At 70.1% G+C, this 17,380-nt stretch carries 18 protein-coding genes; 10 read left to right on the top strand and 8 right to left on the bottom strand.

All coding sequences use genetic code 11. The features are described 5' to 3' along the window. The first annotated feature begins 449 nt into the window (after positions 1–449). Complete coding sequence (locus tag OHA58_RS12030; RefSeq protein ID WP_405478686.1) at positions 450–1,043, top strand: suppressor of fused domain protein; 594 nt, start codon at positions 450–452, stop codon at positions 1,041–1,043. On the opposite strand, the gene OHA58_RS12025 is transcribed toward OHA58_RS12030, so the two are convergent. Then, entirely contained in the window at positions 1,040–2,314 is a 1,275-nt protein-coding gene (locus OHA58_RS12025; protein WP_405478685.1) for an RNA-guided endonuclease InsQ/TnpB family protein, read from the bottom strand. The genes OHA58_RS12030 and OHA58_RS12025 overlap by 4 nt on opposite strands. 201 nt (positions 2,315–2,515) lie before the next feature. Here OHA58_RS12025 and OHA58_RS12020 point away from each other — a divergent pair, with 201 nt between their 5' ends. The 3 genes from OHA58_RS12020 (at position 2,516) to OHA58_RS12010 (ending at position 4,842) form a co-directional block, all read left to right on the top strand. Then, positions 2,516–3,154: a DUF6758 family protein gene (locus OHA58_RS12020; protein WP_405478684.1), complete on the top strand. Its 639-nt coding sequence runs from the start codon at positions 2,516–2,518 to the stop codon at positions 3,152–3,154. A 95-nt stretch (positions 3,155–3,249) separates the two neighbouring features. Further along, on the top strand, positions 3,250–4,113 hold the full coding sequence (locus tag OHA58_RS12015) for a PHP domain-containing protein (RefSeq protein WP_405478683.1): 864 nt from the start codon (positions 3,250–3,252) through the stop codon (positions 4,111–4,113). A gap of 123 nt (positions 4,114–4,236) precedes the next feature. Further along, positions 4,237–4,842: a MarC family protein gene (locus OHA58_RS12010; protein ID WP_376257925.1), complete on the top strand. Its 606-nt coding sequence runs from the start codon at positions 4,237–4,239 to the stop codon at positions 4,840–4,842. 127 nt (positions 4,843–4,969) lie between these two features. Here OHA58_RS12010 and OHA58_RS12005 read toward each other — a convergent pair whose 3' ends face one another. After that, the gene (locus OHA58_RS12005; RefSeq protein ID WP_165914635.1) at positions 4,970–5,122 is read right to left on the bottom strand and encodes a hypothetical protein; all 153 of its coding nucleotides are present in this window, start codon (positions 5,120–5,122) and stop codon (positions 4,970–4,972) included. A 263-nt stretch (positions 5,123–5,385) separates the two neighbouring features. Between OHA58_RS12005 and OHA58_RS12000 the strand changes: the two genes are divergently transcribed. After that, on the top strand, positions 5,386–6,285 hold the full coding sequence (locus OHA58_RS12000) for an NYN domain-containing protein (RefSeq protein ID WP_382998384.1): 900 nt from the start codon (positions 5,386–5,388) through the stop codon (positions 6,283–6,285). Between the two features lie 15 nt (positions 6,286–6,300). On the opposite strand, the gene OHA58_RS11995 is transcribed toward OHA58_RS12000, so the two are convergent. Both OHA58_RS11995 and OHA58_RS11990 read right to left on the bottom strand, forming a co-directional pair. Further along, on the bottom strand, positions 6,301–7,179 hold the full coding sequence (locus OHA58_RS11995) for an alpha/beta fold hydrolase (protein ID WP_405478682.1): 879 nt from the start codon (positions 7,177–7,179) through the stop codon (positions 6,301–6,303). Positions 7,180–7,318: 139 nt separating this feature from the next. After that, positions 7,319–9,457, bottom strand: coding sequence for a DEAD/DEAH box helicase (locus tag OHA58_RS11990; protein WP_405478681.1), 2,139 nt, complete (start codon positions 9,455–9,457; stop codon positions 7,319–7,321). Positions 9,458–9,975: 518 nt separating this feature from the next. On the opposite strand from OHA58_RS11990, the gene OHA58_RS11985 reads away from it, so the two are divergent. Continuing rightward, positions 9,976–10,707, top strand: a complete 732-nt coding sequence (locus OHA58_RS11985) for a ferritin-like fold-containing protein (RefSeq protein ID WP_116513430.1) — start codon at positions 9,976–9,978, stop codon at positions 10,705–10,707. A 28-nt stretch (positions 10,708–10,735) separates the two neighbouring features. Here OHA58_RS11985 and OHA58_RS11980 read toward each other — a convergent pair whose 3' ends face one another. The 4 genes from OHA58_RS11980 to OHA58_RS11965 form a co-directional block, all read right to left on the bottom strand. Then, positions 10,736–11,002 carry a hypothetical protein gene (locus tag OHA58_RS11980; RefSeq protein ID WP_405478680.1) on the bottom strand — a complete coding sequence of 89 codons (267 nt, stop codon included), beginning with the start codon at positions 11,000–11,002 and terminating at the stop codon, positions 10,736–10,738. A gap of 217 nt (positions 11,003–11,219) precedes the next feature. Next, positions 11,220–11,447 (bottom strand): DUF3107 domain-containing protein, encoded by a 228-nt coding sequence (locus OHA58_RS11975; RefSeq protein ID WP_206302077.1) that lies wholly within the window; start codon positions 11,445–11,447, stop codon positions 11,220–11,222. Between the two features lie 151 nt (positions 11,448–11,598). Further along, complete coding sequence (locus OHA58_RS11970; RefSeq protein ID WP_116510278.1) at positions 11,599–12,240, bottom strand: TetR/AcrR family transcriptional regulator; 642 nt, start codon at positions 12,238–12,240, stop codon at positions 11,599–11,601. Positions 12,241–12,384: 144 nt separating this feature from the next. Next, the gene (locus tag OHA58_RS11965; RefSeq protein ID WP_405478679.1) at positions 12,385–12,603 is read right to left on the bottom strand and encodes a hypothetical protein; all 219 of its coding nucleotides are present in this window, start codon (positions 12,601–12,603) and stop codon (positions 12,385–12,387) included. A 148-nt stretch (positions 12,604–12,751) separates the two neighbouring features. Here OHA58_RS11965 and OHA58_RS11960 point away from each other — a divergent pair, with 148 nt between their 5' ends. The 4 genes from OHA58_RS11960 (at position 12,752) to OHA58_RS11945 (ending at position 17,378) form a co-directional block, all read left to right on the top strand. After that, positions 12,752–13,771: an alpha/beta hydrolase gene (locus tag OHA58_RS11960; protein ID WP_405478678.1), complete on the top strand. Its 1,020-nt coding sequence runs from the start codon at positions 12,752–12,754 to the stop codon at positions 13,769–13,771. Next, positions 13,701–15,326, top strand: coding sequence for a DUF3152 domain-containing protein (locus OHA58_RS11955; RefSeq protein ID WP_405478677.1), 1,626 nt, complete (start codon positions 13,701–13,703; stop codon positions 15,324–15,326). The genes OHA58_RS11960 and OHA58_RS11955 overlap by 71 nt, the downstream gene beginning before the upstream one ends. Positions 15,327–15,382: 56 nt before the next feature. Then, positions 15,383–15,475, top strand: coding sequence for an Ms4533A family Cys-rich leader peptide (locus OHA58_RS11950; RefSeq protein ID WP_323182959.1), 93 nt, complete (start codon positions 15,383–15,385; stop codon positions 15,473–15,475). 184 nt (positions 15,476–15,659) lie between these two features. Then, a complete protein-coding gene (locus OHA58_RS11945) occupies positions 15,660–17,378 on the top strand; it encodes an ABC transporter substrate-binding protein (RefSeq protein ID WP_405478676.1) in 1,719 nt (572 codons plus the stop codon). The last annotated feature ends 2 nt before the right edge of the window (positions 17,379–17,380 follow it).

Genomic DNA, 17,380 nt, shown 5'->3' with positions numbered 1-17,380 from the left:
TCGCGGGCGGGAGCCGCCGGTGGCCATACGGGTCGGCGCTAACCGGAATGAGGACGTCCTGACTGCGGATCCTGTGTGCACGTCCACAAAGCGGGGAGCGCCGCACCGGTGCGGTGGCGGCTTCGCTACTGATTCAGATCAGGCGGAAACGAAGTGCTCTTCCGTGGTGCGCAGACAGACTGGAGCGTGCGCGGAAAGCCGGGAAAATGCGGCTCAGTGGCCGGAAGAGCGGGTGGTACTGCACGGTCGACTTCGGTCCATTGCAGCCCCACCTCCTCCAGCCGGTCCCCCGTGAGGGACGACGTCTCATCCCTCGCAGGGGACGCATGTAGGTCAGGGGCTCGAAAGCAACGCTTGGCGTGCTGCCCCGACCAGCGGCCAAGACTATCAGCCGACTGAAGAAGCGAGCCCACCCTTTACCCATTGGATGCGAGTTCTATGCTCGCGGCATGGGAGATGTTCTTGCTCTGGTCGAGGCCCGGCTGCGTACGGCCCTCGGTGAACCGGACGCGCGCGCCGCGGTCACGTTCCTCGGCACCGACCGCATCGAGGTGCTGCGCTTCACGGACGCGGCGGATACCGGCCTCGTGCGCTACGCCACGCTCGGTATGTCGGCCGCCCCCATGGCCGACCCGACGTCCGCGCTCGCCGACCCGCTCAAGGGCCCGCGCGCGGAGCTCGTGCTGTCGGTGCGCGCCGGTCGCGCCGACACCGACAAGGTGCTGCGCCCGCTCGCCGTGCTCGCCGCGTCGCCACAGGTCGAGGGGGTCGTCGTGGCCGCGGGCGCCTCGCTCGACGTGGGTGAACCCCTGTGGCCCGGCGCCCCGTTCACCTCGGTGCTCGTCTCGGAGTCCGGGGGCCTCGTGGAGGATCTGGAACTGGACGATCCGCTCGATCCCGTACGGTTCCTGCCGCTGCTGCCGATGACGCAGAACGAGGCGGCGTGGAAGCGGGTGCACGGCGCGGCCGCCCTCGAGGAGAAGTGGCTGAACAGCGGAACGGACCTGCGCGATCCGCTGCGCAGGTCCGTAACTCTCGATTAGGGCAATGCAGTTGGTGAAGAACGTGTAGTTTTGACGATCCTCTCCCGGTGGGTGCCGAGAGATTCCCTTGGGCTACCCGAGGGTGGCTGGCTGGGCTTCACGCATCCGCCTCCGCCGCTGGGCGGGACTCGGCGCCCAGGGCGCCTGCGCGTGCTGTTGATGACCGAGCCACCCGTCCGGCGGGCTCGGGCCTCGATCTCGACCGAGGCATTGTGGTCGGCGTCGTCCTCGTGCCCGCAGTGGACGCACGCGAACAGCCGGCCGCGCCCCTTGCGGGATTCGGGGTCGACCTGGCCGCAGGCGGCGCAGGTCTGGGAGGTGTGAAACGCCGGGACAGTGATCAGCCGGGAGCCGTAGAGGTCGCACTTGTAGGCCAGCTGTTGCCGTCGCTCGCCAGGGCAGTTGTCCAGGATCGAGCGGTTCAGTCCGGCCTTCTGCGCCACGTTCCTGCCAGGTTGTTCACGGGTTCCCCTGGCACTGGCAGTCAGGTTGGGTACGCGTAGATCCTCGATGCCGACGAAGCCGTGGTTTTTGGCGAGGTCGGTGGTGAGCTGATGCGTAAAGTCCTGACGTCGGTTCGCTTCTCGGGTCTTCAGCTTGCCGATGGCCGCGATTGTGCTGCGCAGGCGGTTGCCGTACTCCCCGCCGTTGTGCTTCTTGGCGAAGGCGATTTGGCGGGCCTTGCGCTGCTCCAGCGCCAGCAGTCGCTGTTTCTCGCTCTCCGTCAGTCCTGCGGGCTTGAGGCGTGGTGCATTGTCGGTGGACACGTACGCGGAGGAGGTCACTCCGAAGTCCACCCCACACCCTGGCCGCCCGTTCGGTGCCGCTGCCTTGCGGCCGGTGGCAACACCGAAAGAGACATGCCAGCCTGTCCCGTCTCGGCTGATTGTGGCGTTGCGCAAGACGCCGCCCAGTGCGCGCGAGAGCCGGAAGCGCACCCAGCCCAGCTTGGGGATCTTCACTACGGCCCAATGCCGGTTGAGTTTGCGGATTTCCACGATCTGCCCCGGGAACGAGACCGATGTCTGATGCCCGCGCTTCCTGCGCTGCGGAAAGCCCGCAGGGTGGTCAGGATTCCAGAAATTGTCGTATGCCCGGTCCAGGTGGCGTAGTACCTGCTGGGCCGCCTGCGCCGGAAGCTCAGCCAGCCACGGCAACTCGGCCCGGGCGATGGTCAGGTGCGTGCACTGCTCGATAGACCGCAGGGTGTACCGGCGCTGCTCCCACATGTGCACCCGCTGTTCCAGCGCAACATTCCACAAGGCGCGCACAGTGTGACCCCCACCTGGTCAGGACCTGCTCCTGCTCGCCGGTGGGATACAGCCGGTACCGCCGCCCCATGTCTGCCCGCACAACTGGACGCTACCAAGCGTCACCGACCGTACGTGCACAGTTTGCGCTATCTGCGATGCCGCCCTCGGACGGGTGATCGTCCTTGACGGAGCGGGAGACGGGGAGGACCGTTGGACCCTATGAGGGGCGAACCCAGTTGCCCGAAGTGTGGTGGCCGGGTCAGGGCTCCCGGCCTTTTCTCCGACTCCTGGCAGTGCGACGTGCACGGGGCGGTGCATCCGCTGCAGCCCGTGATCCCGCCCAGCGTCGAGGCGCTCAGCGTCGTCGTGCACCGCGCCCAGGTGCCGGTGTGGATGCCCTGGCCGCTGCCCGTCGGGTGGCTGTTCACCGGAGTGGTCAGCGCGGGCGACGACCGCACGGGCGGCAAGGCGACCGCGGTGGCGTGCTCGGGCCCCGGACCGCTCGGCGGCGTGGGGGAGATGCTGCTCGTCGCGGAGGAGCTCGGCGTCGGCCTCGGCGCCCGGTACGCGGGCATCGACGGCCCCGACCCCGGCCCGTACATGAACGTCGAGAAGCCGCCCCAGGTCAAGGTTCTGGCCGCCGGACGCCCGACCCCGATGTGGCACGTCTCCGGCACCCCCGACGACCGCGCGGTCTTTGCGGGCGAGGCGCGCGGCCTGTGGGTGTGGGCGATCGTGTGGCCCGAGCAGACCGGGCTCCTGATGTACGACGAGCTGGTCCTGACCGACCTGCGCGACGTGGGCGCCGAGGTCGACGTGGTGCCCTGCGGTGCGCTGTCCCCGCGCATCCTGACGTAAGGGGTCATACGGGGAGACGACGGTGACGGGATCGCTCCGGATCCCCGTTATCCTTGAGCGTCCCCTTCCGTCCGTTCAGAGCCTGGAGTACGCGCGTGCGCATCGATCTGCACACCCACTCCACCGCTTCCGACGGCACGGACACCCCGGCCGAGCTGGTCCGCAACGCGGCTGCCGCCGGTCTGGACGTCGTCGCGCTCACCGACCACGACACGAGCCGCGGGTACGCGGAGGCCGTCGCCGCCCTGCCGGCCGGACTCACACTCGTCACCGGCGCCGAACTCTCCTGCCGCCTCGACGGCGTGGGCCTGCACATGCTGGCCTACCTCTTCGACCCCGACGAGCCCGAGCTGCTGCGCGAGCGCGAGCTCGTACGGGACGACCGGGTGCCGCGCGCGCAGGGCATGGTCGCCAAGCTTCAGGACCTCGGCGTGCCCGTGACCTGGGAGCAGGTCGCCCGCATCGCCGGCGACGGGTCCGTCGGCCGCCCGCACGTCGCGGAGGCCCTCGTCGCACTCGGCGTCGTCGGATCCGTCTCCGACGCCTTCACGCCCGACTGGCTCGCCGACGGCGGCCGCGCGTACGTCGGCAAGCACGAGCTCGACCCCTTCGACGCGATCCGCCTGGTCAAGGCCGCGGGCGGGGTCACCGTCTTCGCACACCCGGCGGCCGCCAAGCGCGGGCAGGTCGTGCCCGAGTCGGTGATAGCCGACCTCGCCGCGGCCGGACTCGACGGCATCGAGACCGACCACATGGACCACGAACCGGCCACGCGGGCCCGCCTGCGCGGCCTCGCCGCCGACCTCGGCCTCCTGGCCACGGGCTCCTCCGACTACCACGGCAGCCGGAAGACCTGCGTGCTCGGCGAGTTCACCACCGACCCCGAGGTGTACGGGGAGATCACGCGCCGGGCGACCGGGGCGTTTCCCGTGCCCGGGGCCGGCGGAACCACCGCGTAGCCCGCGCCCTGCCGCGATCCGGCGGGCCGCCTCTCTCATGCCCCGGTGCGGGCTCACGCACCGCACCCCCACGCACGACGCGTCCCGGCTGATCCCGCGGACCCCACTCGCAAGGCCACACCCGTGTTTGATGTTGCTGTCTTCGGATCCCTTTTTCTCACGCTATTCGTGATTATGGACCCCCCGGGGATCACCCCGATCTTCCTCGCGCTCACCGCGGGCCGGCCCGCCAAGGTGCAGAAGAGGATGGCCTTCCAGGCCGTCTGTGTCGCCTTCGGCGTCATCGCGGTCTTCGGCCTGTTGGGCCACCAGATCCTCGACTACCTGCATGTCTCCGTCCCCGCGCTCATGATCGCGGGCGGGCTGCTGCTGCTCCTCATCGCGCTCGACCTGCTCACCGGCAAGACCGACGAACCGAAGCAGACCAAGGACGTGAACGTCGCGCTCGTGCCGCTCGGCATGCCGCTGCTCGCGGGCCCCGGCGCGATCGTGTCCGTCATCCTCGCCGTGCAGAAGGCGGACAGCGCCGCGACGCAGGTGTCGGTGTGGACGGCGATCGTCGCCATCCATGTCGTCCTGTGGTTCGTGATGCGCTACTCGCTGCTGATCATCCGCGTCATCAAGGACGGCGGCGTGGTCCTGGTGACGCGCCTCGCGGGCATGATGCTCTCCGCGATCGCCGTGCAGCAGATCATCAACGGTGTGACCCAGGTGATCCAGGGCTCCTGACGCCGACGGCGCCGAGCCCCCGCCGTGCACGCAAAAGAGCCCCCGTACGGATGTCGTACGGGGGCTCTGAAGCGTGTTATTCGATTACGTACGGTGTATCAACGGTGTATCAGGAGTCGTCGTCGCGTTACGAGGCCGGCGACTCGGCCGGGCGGATGTAGAGGCGCTGCCCTATGGCGGCCGCCTGCTGAACGATCCGGTTGACGGAGGCGGCGTCCACGACGGTGCTGTCCACGGCGGTTCCGTCGACATCGTCGAGTCGCATGATTTCGAAGCGCATAACCGCTTCTCCCTTCGTCTGGTCATCCTCCTGGAGGAGAACTACTGGTACGGGACAACAGTCTTGCCCCGTCGTACGGCCAGGCGGTTGCCTGACCGTTAAGAGTGGATTGCGCGGCTTCAATGCCCCGCGTTCTGTAGGGATCAACGGGTTGCCCCCAGCAAACATTCCCTACGCTAAGGAAATTTTTCGCGAGGCTAATTACCCGCGGGTAGCGGGACCGGTTGTGTTCGCAGCGTGACGGCCGGGACAATGGGCCCCATATGAACGACGACCTGACGGCCATCCGCGCGGAGCTCGACCGTACGAACGAGCTGCTCAAGCGCATGCTCGCCGAAGTGGCCAAGACCCCGTCCACCCACGCGATCTTCGTGGACGCCGGATACCTCTACGCCGCCGCCGGCCGCCTCGTCACCGGGACCGAGGACCGCAGAGCCTTCGACCTCGACGCCGAAGGCATCGTCGACGCCCTCATCGACAAGGCCCGCACGATCTTCGCGGACAGCCGGCTGCTGCGCGTGTACTGGTACGACGGCGCCCGGCGCCGCATCCACACGAACGAACAGCAGTCGATCGCCGAGCTGCCCGACGTCAAGGTCAGGCTCGGCAACCTCAACGCCCACAACCAGCAGAAGGGCGTCGACTCCCTGATCCGCACGGACCTCGAGTCGCTCGCCCGGCACCGCGCCATCAGCGATGCCGCGCTCATCGGCGGGGACGAGGACCTCGTCTCCGCGGTCGAGGCGGCGCAGGGCTACGGTGCACGCGTCCACCTGTGGGGCATCGAGGCGCCCGAGGGCCGCAACCAGGCGGACCCGCTCCTGTGGGAGGTCGACAGCCAGCGCACGTTCGACCTGGCGTTCTTCAAGCCGTACGTGTCCCGGCGCACCGCCACGGCGACGTACGAGAACGCGGGCACGCCCCGCCCCTCGCGGGAGGACGTGCGCTTCGTCGGTGCGCAGATCGCCGCGAAGTGGCTCGCCGCGCGCGGCAGGGAGTCACTGGTGGAGCTGCTGCCGGGGCACCCGTATCTGCCCGGGCCCGTCGACCAGGAGCTGCTGGTCGAGGCGGAGGCGCTGCTGCAGTACTCGCTGCGGGGGCAGTCCGACCTGCGGCGCGCCCTGCGGGACGGCTTCTGGGGCCACCTCCAGGCGCAGTACTAGTACCGCGCCCTCCGGCTAGACCACCGGCGGGTGCAGGTCCCAGAACGCGGCCAGGGCCGCCGCGGTCTCCTGGGGGCGGTCCGTGTTCGGGGAGTGCTCCGCGCCCGCGATGACGGTCCTGCGGGCCGAGAGGCGTACGGCCATGGAGTCGAGGAGCTGTACCGGCCAGGTGTCGTCGCGCTCGCCCGACAGCACGTGCTTGGGCAGCCGGACGGCCGCCAGCTCGTCGACCAGGTCGGGTTCCGTGCACAGCTGGCGGCCGGTCGCGATGAGCTGCGCCGGGCTGTTGAGCAGCCAGCGGTGCCGCAGGGCGGCGGCATCGTCCGCGCCCGCTCCGGGGGCATCCGTCTCCTCCGGCGCGTCGAGCGCCTGTATCGCGTCCCAGACCTGCGCCATGTCGAGCACCGCGAGTGCGTCCCGCAGCAGCTTGACCCGCTCCTGCTGCGACGGCGAGATCTGGGCCGGGCCCGAGGACATGAGGGTGAGCGAGGCGAACGGCGTCGCATCGACGAGCACGGCCGCCCGGGCGATCAGGCCGCCCAGCGAATGCCCCACGAGATGCAGCGGCGTCCCGTCGTCCACGACGGCCGCCTGCGCGAGCACATCGCGGGCCAACTCCCGCTGAGCGTAAGGAGATTCGTCGTCGAGGGGCCCCGTCGACTCGTACTGCCCCCGCCCGTCCACGGCGACCGTGCGGTACCCGGCGGCGGCGAGTGGCACGTGCAGGGCGATGAAGTCCTCCTTGCTGCCGGTGAATCCGGGCAGCAGGAGCGCGGTACCGGTGTGCCCGGCGTCCTGCGGGCCGGCACTGATGGCGGCGAAGTCGCCGCGCTCGGTCCGAAGAGCGTGGGCGACGGCGCCGGGCGGCGGGACGAATGCGGGAGGCCGACTCATGCGACGAGGCTAACCGCAGTGCCGCCGCGGGTCATTCGGGGATGGCGCGGGGCCCTCCGCGACCTCCGTGACCGTGAACGCCAATGGCCCGGCCCCGCTTTCGCGGGCCCGGGCCATGTGGCTTGCTACGTGGTCACGCTCAGCTCTCCGTCGGCTCCGCGGCCTTGCGGGTGCGGCGGCGGGGCTTGGCGGGCGCCTCCTCGGCGGGCGCTTCGGCGGCGGCCTTGGGGGCCGCGGCCTTGCGCGTGCGCTTCGGCTTCGTCTCCGTGACCTCGGCGGCCGCGTCGGCGGTCGCCTTGGGGGCGGCGGCCTTACGGGTGCGCTTCGACTTGGTCTCCGCGACCTCCGTCACCTCGACGGTGTCCGCCACGGCCTCGGCCTTGGGCGCAGCCTTGCGGGTGCGGCGGCGCGGCTTGGTCTCGGCCTCCTCGGCGACGACCGCCTCGGCGGCAGCCTTGGGGGCGGCGGCCTTACGGGTGCGCTTCGGCTTCGTCTCCGCGACCTCCGTCACCTCGACGGTGTCCGCCACGGCCTCGGCCTTGGGCGCAGCCTTGCGGGTGCGCTTGGGCTTGGCCTCCGCGGGAGCCTCGGCCGACTCGACGGCCTCGACCGTGTCCACCACGGCCTCCGCGGCCTTGCGGGTGCGGCGGCGCGGCCTCGGGACCGTCGCCTCGACGGTCTCGGCGACCTCCTCGGCAGCGGCCTTGGGGGCGGCGGCCTTACGGGTGCGCTTCGGCTTCGTCTCCGCGGCCTCGGGCGCCTCGACCGTGTCGGCGACAGCCTCGGCCGTCGCGACGGCGGCGGTCTCGACGACGGCCTCCGGCGCGGCGCCCGAACGGGTGCGACGGCGACGACGCGGCGTACGCGGCTCCACCACCGTGGCGTCCACGGCCTCGGAGGCGGCGACCGCCTCGGCCGGGGCCGTCCTCGGCTCGTTCACCGTCGGCGCGGCCACCGGCTCGCCGTTACGGATGCGGCGACGGCGACGCGGCGTCGTACGCGCCGTACGCGGCTCGCGCTCGGGCTCCTGGACGGGAGCCGGAGCGGCCGTACGGCCACCACGGCCGCCGCGCCCGCCACGGCCACCGGTCTCGCCGAGGTCCTCGACCTTTTCGGCGGACAGACCGGCCCGGGTGCGCTCGGAGCGCGGCAGCACGCCCTTCGTGCCGGCCGGGATGTTCAGCTCCTCGTACAGGTGCGGAGACGACGAGTACGTCTCGACCGGGTCGGGGAACTTCAGGTCCAGCGCCTTGTTGATCAGCTGCCAGCGCGGGATGTCGTCCCAGTCGACCAGCGTGATCGCGATGCCCTTTGCGCCCGCGCGGCCGGTACGGCCGATGCGGTGCAGGTACGTTTTCTCGTCCTCGGGGGACTGGTAGTTGATGACGTGCGTCACACCCTCGACGTCGATGCCGCGAGCGGCGACGTCGGTGCAGACGAGCACGTCCACCTTGCCGTTGCGGAAGGCCCGCAGGGCCTGCTCACGCGCGCCCTGGCCGAGGTCACCGTGGACGGCGCCGGACGCGAAGCCGCGCTGCTGCAGCTGGTCGGCGATGTCGGCGGCGGTCCGCTTCGTACGGCAGAAGATCATCGCGAGCCCGCGGCCTTCGGCCTGCAGGATGCGCGCGACCATCTCCGGCTTGTCCATGTTGTGCGCGCGGTAGACGTGCTGCGAGGTGTTCGCGACCGTCGCGCCCTCGCCGTCGGGCGACGTGGCGCGGATGTGCGTCGGCTGCGACATGTAGCGACGGGCCAGGCCGATGACGGCGCCGGGCATCGTCGCGGAGAACAGCATCGTCTGGCGCTTGGCCGGAAGCATGTTGATGATCTTCTCGACGTCGGGCAGGAAGCCCAGGTCGAGCATCTCGTCGGCCTCGTCGAGGACGAGGGACTTGATGTGCTTCAGGTTGAGCTTCTTCTGGCCCGCGAGGTCGAGGAGACGGCCCGGGGTGCCGACGACGACGTCGATGCCCTTCTTGAGGGCCTCGACCTGCGGCTCGTAGGCACGCCCGCCGTATATGGCGAGGACGCGCACATTGCGCACCTTGCCGGCCGTCAGCAGGTCGTTCGTGACCTGCTGGCACAGCTCACGGGTGGGGACGACGACGAGCGCCTGCGGGGCGTCGGTCAGCTGCTCGGGCTGCGCCCGGCCCGCCTCGACGTCCGCGGGGACGGTGACGCGCTCGAGGAGCGGAAGCCCGAAGCCGAGCGTCTTGCCGGTGCCGGTCTTGGCCTGGCCGATGACGTCGGTGCCGGAGAGCGCTACGGGGAGCGTCATCTCCTGGATGGGAAAGGGGGTGATGATGCCGACGGCCTCGAGGGCTTCGGCGGTCTCGGGAAGGATCCCAAGGTCTCGGAACGTAGAAATCTGCTGCGTAGTCAGGGTGTTGCCTCTTCTGTGAGACGCGGTGCGAGGCGAACGCGGGGGTCGTGACCGTGCCTTGATCGCCGGTCGCCAGCGAGAGGCGGGCGGGCCGGGTGACGCGGGACCACTGCCGACGCTCGAGCGCTCGTGCCGCTGAGGGATTCCCTCCTCATGCCGTACGTCGTGTGACGTACCGCCCGGAGGGCTGTCGGGTCGGAGCCGATCGGGCCACCGACCGGGCATCCTCATTCATGAAGCCCGTCGAAAACGCGTACAAACAGACACGTAGAAGTTCTGCTCGTACCCGGCGGGCTCTTTACCACCATACCCCGGAATCGCGCATGTGCGATGGCCGAATTGGTCACGTAGTCGTCGTCACAGTCATTGACCAGGGACTTCGGGGCGGCGGTCGGCGGGCTATTCTGCGCTTCATGGAGACGCCTGACACCGCCGCAGCCGACGAACCCACCGGAATCGCCGCCCAGGACTGGGCGAAGGCATCCGTCGACCCCCATTACCGCGCAGCGGTCGTGGACCTGCTCGGCGCACTCGCGTACGGAGAGCTGGCCGCATTCGAGCGGCTCGCCGAGGACGCGAAGCTGGCGCCCACGCTCGGCGACAAGGCCGAGCTCGCGAAAATGGCGTCCGCCGAATTCCACCACTTCGAGCAACTGCGCGACCGGCTCTCGGCGATCGGCGTCGAGCCGACCGAGGCGATGGAGCCCTTCGTCGCCGCGCTCGACGGCTTCCACAAGCAGACCGCGCCGTCGGACTGGCTGGAAGGTCTGGTCAAGGCGTACGTCGGCGACTCGATCGCCAGTGACTTCTACCGTGAGGTCGCGGCCCGGCTCGACTCGGACACCCGCTCCCTCGTCCTCGCCGTACTCGACGACACCGGGCACGCCAGCTTCGCCGTGGAGAAGGTGCGGGCCGCGATCGAGGCCGAGCCGCGCGTGGGCGGCCGGCTCGCGCTGTGGGCTCGCCGCCTGATGGGCGAGGCGCTCTCGCAGTCGCAGCGGGTCGTCGCCGACCGGGACGCCCTGTCGACGATGCTCGTCGGCGGCGTGGCCGACGGGTTCGACCTCGCGGAGGTCGGCCGGATGTTCTCGCGGATCACCGAGGCGCACACCAAGCGGATGGCCGCGCTGGGGCTCGCGGCCTGAGGCCGCTTCACCGCCGGTCGGTCACGGTCTAGGCCGGCGCCGACCGGCGGACTGGGGCTGAGGGGCGCAGCAGCAGCGACAGGAACGCCACCCCCACGACGACCGCTCCGGCGAGGGTGGCAAGGGCGTGGCCGGAGCCGAGCGCGGTGTGGGTCAGAAATGCCCCGAAGAGCGCACCCGCGATTCCTGTCGGCAGCACGAGCGCCCGGGGCGGGAGCCGGCGGGGCAGGCGGACAGTCGCGGCCCAGGCAAGGCCGAGGCCGAGCAGGGCGGAGCCGAGCGCTTCCAGGAGCATTGTGTGAGGTCCCTCCCGCATTGGCCGTGGTGCAAATCGGTCTTGACCGGTGTACCCCCGGGCCGCGGAATGCAATCCTCCCCGTATGGGTTCGCTGTGTCCGCCCTGTGAAGGCCGCAGCGTCGCGGACAGGCACGGAAACAGGTACGGGAGAGGCCCGGTGGCGGATGCCACCGGGCCTCTCCCGTACGTCTTTCGTGCCGCCGTGCGCGGGGCTCTACACCGGGCCGAAGCCCACCTTGCGCACCGTCGGCTCACCGATCTCCACGTACGCCAGGCGCTCGGCCGGCACCAGGACCTTGCGGCCGTGCTCGTCCACGAGAGTCAGCAGCTGCACCTTGCCGGACAGTGCCTCGGACACCGCGCTCTCGACTTCCTCGGCGGTCTGGCCGCTCTCCAGAACGATCTCGCGGGGCGTGTGCTGCACGCCGATCTTGACCTCCACGGCCTTGTCCCTCCGACGATCCGTGATGTGCGCGGACGACCGCGCCGTACTCAGCACACATTAGCCCGGTGAGGGGACGTGCCCGGCGTCCACGCTGCACGCCAGGAGCGAACAAGACCCGTAAACGCCGCGCGCCGTGCGCCGCGCCTCGTCAGTGGTGGTCGGTGCCGTGCAGCGGGAAGCCGGCGATGCCGCGCCAGGCCAGGGACGTCAGGAGCGTCACGGCCTTGTCGCGCGGGATCTGCGACTGGCTGGAGAGCCAGTAGCGCGCCACGACCTGCGATACGCCGCCCAGGCCGACGGCGAGCAGCATCGACTCGTCCTTCGACAGGCCGGTGTCCTCGGCGATCACGTCGGAGATCGCCTCCGCGCACTGCAGGCTGACGCGGTCCACGCGCTCCCGCACCGCGGGCTCGTTCGTCAGGTCCGACTCGAAGACCAGGCGGAAAGCGCCGCCCTCGTCCTCCACGTAGGCGAAGTACGCATCCATCGTGGCCGCGACCCGCTGCTTGTTGTCGGACGTGGAGGCCAGCGCCGTGCGCACGGCCAGGAGAAGCGCCTCGCAGTGCTGGTCGAGCAGGGCCAGGTAGAGGTCGAGCTTGCCGGGAAAGTGCTGGTAGAGCACCGGCTTGCTGACGCCCGCGCGCTCCGCGATGTCATCCATGGCCGCCGCGTGATAGCCCTGCGCGACGAATACCTCCTGGGCCGCGCCCAGAAGCTGGTTACGTCGGGCACGGCGCGGCAGGCGCGTGCCCCGAGGGCGCGCTGCCTCTGTCTGCTCGATGGCTGTCACGCCGCCTCCCAAGATTGTCCGTGTGCGGTGTGCGCCGCTTCGCCATCGTACTTTTCGGTAACCGTGGTGTGCGCGGTGCGAACGCACAATTTCACGGACCGGACAGCTATGGAAACCGTCCGCATACGGGCAAATACGGGCAGGTCATCGATAGTCGTCCTCGTCCACATCCACTACGCGGGCCTGTTCGGCACGGTCCGCCTCGTTCGCGGCGTCCGGGTCCGCGTCCGCCGGAGGGTCGTCCCGGTGCGGCGAGAGCTCCGTGAGCTGCTCGGCCGCGTCCGCCTCGGGGGCCTCGACGCCGACCTCCGCGTCGTCCTCCTGCCGCTCGAATGTGTCTGGGTCGGATGGGTCGACCGTCATGGCGGCTCCCTTCCCTCATGTGTCCTTGTACGTCCTCATGTGGGCGGGTGCCCAGATCCGAGCGTAGGAGACACCGGAACGAGGCGCGATGCGATCTGTGACGGCGAACACACGATCCAGTGCGTGATCGTCTCGTAACATATCCCGCATGTCTTCGACCGAGTCGCCGCGCGTGCCTGCCGCCTTCGCAGCCGCGGCGCCCAAGCCGGGCACCGTCCGGGTCGCGGAGGGTGAGCGGCTCGGCTCGGTCGGCCTGCCGGGGCTCACGCTCACGGTCCGCTCCCGCCCTGGCACCCGCGCAGGGCTGCCGCCCGCGCTGTACGTGCACGGTCTCGGCGGGTCCTCGCAGAACTGGTCGGCCCTGATGCCGCTCCTCGAGGACGCCGTCGACGGCGAGGCGCTCGACCTGCCCGGCTTCGGCGACTCGCCGCCGCCGGACGACGGCGACTACTCGGTGACCGGGCACGCCCGCGCCGTCATCCGCCACCTCGACGCGGCGGGCCGCGGGCCCGTCCACCTCGTCGGCAACTCCCTCGGCGGGGCGATCACGACACGGGTCGCGGCCGTACGGCCCGATCTCGTGCGCACCCTCACACTCGTCTCGCCCGCGCTGCCCGAGATCCGCGTGCAGCGCACGGCGGTGCCGACCGCACTGCTGGCCGTACCGGGCGTGGCCTCGCTCTTCACCCGCCTCACCAAGGACTGGACCGCCGAACAGCGGGTGCGCGGCGTCACAGCACTCTGTTACGGGGATCCCGGCCGGGTCACCCCCGAGGGGTACCGGGCCGCCGTCGAGGAGATGGAGCGGCGGCTTCAACTGCCTTATTTCTGGGACGCGATGACCCGTTCGGCGCGTGGCGTCGTGAACGCGTACACCCTGGGCGGGCAGCATGGGCTGTGGCGTCAGGCCGAACGTGTCCTCGCGCCCACGCTCCTCGTCTACGGTGGACGCGATCAGCTCGTGTCCTACCGGATGGCGGCGCGGGCCGCGCGGACGTTCCGTTCCTCGCGGCTCCTGACGCTGCCGGACGCGGGGCACGTGGCGATGATGGAGTATCCGGAGACGGTCGCCACGGCGATGCGTGAGCTCCTCGCGGATGCGGGGGAATCGACCGAGAGCGACGAGACGAGCGGGCGGGGAGCTGAGGCGGCGAGTGGGACGGCATAGCCGCCGGGGGCCTGCACCGGCACCGTTGGACGACGCGGAGGCGGCCGGGGCACCGGTCGCCGCAGGCCGCGGTCGCCGCAGGCGCGGCGCCCCCGATGTCCCACGTCCCACCACGCCGGGACCCCAGGCGCAGCAGGGCGCTCCGCGCGGGCAGGCCGGGCCGGGGCCGGCCCCGTACCGCGGCCCGTCTCCGAACGCCGGGCCGCCGCGCGGGTTCCCCGAGGCGACGCCCGCACATGGCTTTCCCCAGGCGACCCCGCCGCACGGTTTCCCGCAGGCGGCTCCGCCGCAGGGGCCCACCACGCGTGGGTTCTCCGAGGCGACCCCCGCACATGGCTTCCCGCAGGCGACCCCGCCGCACGGTTTCCCGGTGCAGGGGACTCCGGCGCAGGGGACTCCGGCTCATGGGTCGCCCCGTGTGACGCCTTCCCATGGATTCCCGCAGGGCACGCCCGCGCACGGCGTTCCGCATGTGCGCGGTGGGCACCCTGAGCAGTTCGAGGGGGGTGCCCGGGGCGAGACCCGCATGGGCGTCGGCTACGCGGCCGCGCCGGTCGTGCCGGCCGCGCCGGTTGTGCCGTCGCCCCGGAGCAGGCCGCGGCAGGACTACGTGGACGCGTTCGCCCCGCCTGTCCGTCCCTCCGACCCGTACGGCACTGTCACCGACTGGGACGCGGAGGGCGGCGAGCCCGACGTGGCCGCCGCCGCGTATGGCGAGGACGAGGAGCCGGGTGACAAACGGCGCAAGGGCCGTACGTACACCGGCATCGCGGCCGCCGCCGTGACCACCGTGCTCGCCGTCGTCGTCGCCGGGCACGTCGTCCAAGGGCGTGGCGACGCGGCCGACGCCCACGCGCAGTCCGCGGCCGGGCCCGGCAAGCGGTCGACGGCCGGGTCGGCGTCCCGTTCGGACGACCGCGCCACCCCCGGGGGCAAGGCGCGGCCCGTCACCCCGCTGACGTACGACCAGAAGATGGGCAAGACGTATCCCCTGTCCGCCAAGCTCAAGGGCTCCGGGAAGTTCACCGCGGTGCCCGGATTCGACAAGGCGCCGGGCAAGGGAGAGAAGTTCCAGTACCGGATCGACGTCGAGAACGGGCTCGGGCTCGACGGCGCGCTTTTCGCACAGGCCGTGCAGAAGACCCTGAACGACGACCGCAGTTGGGCGCACGGCGGCGGCAGGGCTTTCGAGCGGATTTCCTCTGGAAAGCCCGATTTCGTGATAACGCTCGCCAGTCCGGGGACCACCGGCGTCTGGTGCGAGAAATCCGGGCTCGACACGACCGAGGACAATGTGTCCTGCGATTCCGCCGCCACCGACCGCGTCATGATCAACGCCTATCGGTGGGCGCAGGGATCGACGACGTACGGGAACAAGATCCATCTGTACCGGCAGATGCTCATCAACCACGAGGTCGGGCACCGGCTCGGGTTCAACCACGTGACCTGCACGAAGAACGGCGCGCTCGCGCCCGTCATGCAGCAGCAGACCAAGTTCCTGACCTTCGACGGAATCACCTGCAAGCCCAACCCCTGGGCCTTTCCCAAGAGTTGAGCCGTAGGGCAGAGGTCGCGTTGACATCCGGCGAAAGTTCGTTCATATTTCTCCGCATGTCGCACCGTCACGCACCCTCGCGCACCGCCATTGAGCTCACGCTCATCGGCGTGACCGCGCTGTGCGTCGCCGACGTGCACTGTTGCTGACGCCCGCCCCTGGCGTGCTGCGTCGCATTTAATCTCTCCTTTCCGGTATCCACCCTTATTTCTTCTCAGGGTTTCCGGTTTCGCGGTTTCCGGCTGTCGACGTGCCTCGGGCGAGTTCTGCGCATTTCCCTGCCTGCCCTCTGCTGCCCAGTGCAGCGCACATTCCCCAAGGGGTCGATTTCCGATGCGTCAACCGTCCGTCATAGCGCGCCGCGTGGCCGCCGCATCCGTAAGCGTGGTCCTCGCCGCCGGCGCCGCCGCCTGCGCCGGGCCCAAGGACAGCGACGCAGGGGGGAGCTCCGACGCCAAGGCGCAGAAGGGCGGCACCCTCACCGTCCTCAACTCCAACCCGCAGTCCGACTTCGACCCGGCGCGGCTCTACACCTCCGGCGGCGGCAACGTCCCCTCGCTCGTCTTCCGCACGCTGACCACCCGCAACCGCGAGGACGGCGCAGCCGGCGCGAAGGTCGTCCCCGACCTCGCCACCGACCTGGGCAAGCCCAGCAAGAACGCGACCGTGTGGACGTACACCCTGAAGAAGGGCGTCACCTACGAGGACGGCTCGCCCATCACGTCCGCCGACATCAAGTACGGCATCGAGCGGTCGTTCGCCGCCGAACTCTCCGGCGGCGCACCGTACTTGAGGGACTGGCTGATCGGCGGCGCCGACTACCAGGGCCCGTACAAGGACAAGAAGGGCCTCGACTCGATCGAGACCCCGGACGCGCGGACCATCGTCTTCCACCTGAACAAGCCCGAGGGCGAGTTCCCCTACCTGGCCACGCAGACGCAGTTCACGCCCGTGCCCAAGGCCAAGGACACCGGCACGAAGTACGAGGAGCACCCCGTCTCGTCCGGCCCGTACAAGGTCGTGAAGAACGAGAACGACGGCGAGCGGCTCGTCCTGGTGCGCAACACGCACTGGTCCGCGACAACCGACGAGGAACGCAAGGCCTACCCGGACCGGATCGACGTCCGCTCCGGTCTCGACTCCTCCGTCATCAACCAGCGGCTCTCCGCAGGTCAGGGCGCCGACGCCACCGCCGTCACCACCGACACCAACCTCGGCCCCGCCGAACTCGCCAAGGTCAGCGGCGACAAGAAGCTCGCCGCCCGCGTCGGTACCGGCCACTTCGGCTACACGAACTACATCGCCTTCAACCCGAAGGTGAAGCCGTTCGACAACCCGAAGGTGCGCCAGGCCATCGCCACCGCCGTCGACCGCTCGTCGGTGATCAACGCGGCCGGCGGCTCCTCGCTCGCCGAGGCCGCGACGACGTACCTGCCGAACCAGAAGTCCTTCGGTTACACCGCGTACGACCACTTCCCGGCCGGTGCCTCGGGCAACGCGCAGAAGGCCAAGGAGCTGCTCAAGGAGGCCGGTTACAAGAAGGGCCTGACCGTCACCCTCACGCACTCCAACGCCAAGGACTTCGAGACCAGCCCGGAGATCGCCACCGCCCTCCAGGACGCCCTGAAGAAGGCCGGCATCACCGTCAAGCTCCAGGGCCTGGAGGCGAACGACTACTCCGACACGATCCACAGCGCCAAGAAGGAGCCCGGCTTCTTCCTCGCGCACTGGGGAGCCGACTGGCCCTCCGGCGGCCCGTTCCTCGCCCCGATCTTCGACGGCCGGCAGATCGTCAAGGACGGCGCGAACTTCAACACCGGCTTCCTCAATGACAAGTCCGTCAATGACGAGATTGACTCGATCAACAAGTTGACCGATCTTGACGCTGCAGCCAAGCGCTGGGGTGCACTGGACAAGAAGATCGGGGAGCAGGCACTGACCGTGCCGCTGTTCCACCCGGTGTACAAGCGCCTGTACGGACCGGACGTCAAGAACATCGTCATCAGCGACTGGACCGGCGTGCTCGACATCTCGCAGGTCTCGGTGAAGTGACG

This window comes from Streptomyces sp. NBC_00009 (genome assembly GCF_045040855.1).
Lineage (GTDB): Bacteria > Actinomycetota > Actinomycetes > Streptomycetales > Streptomycetaceae > Streptomyces > Streptomyces aureus.
Note: the sequence above shows the minus strand (reverse complement) of the source record. Positions and strands in the feature narration are given on the sequence as shown.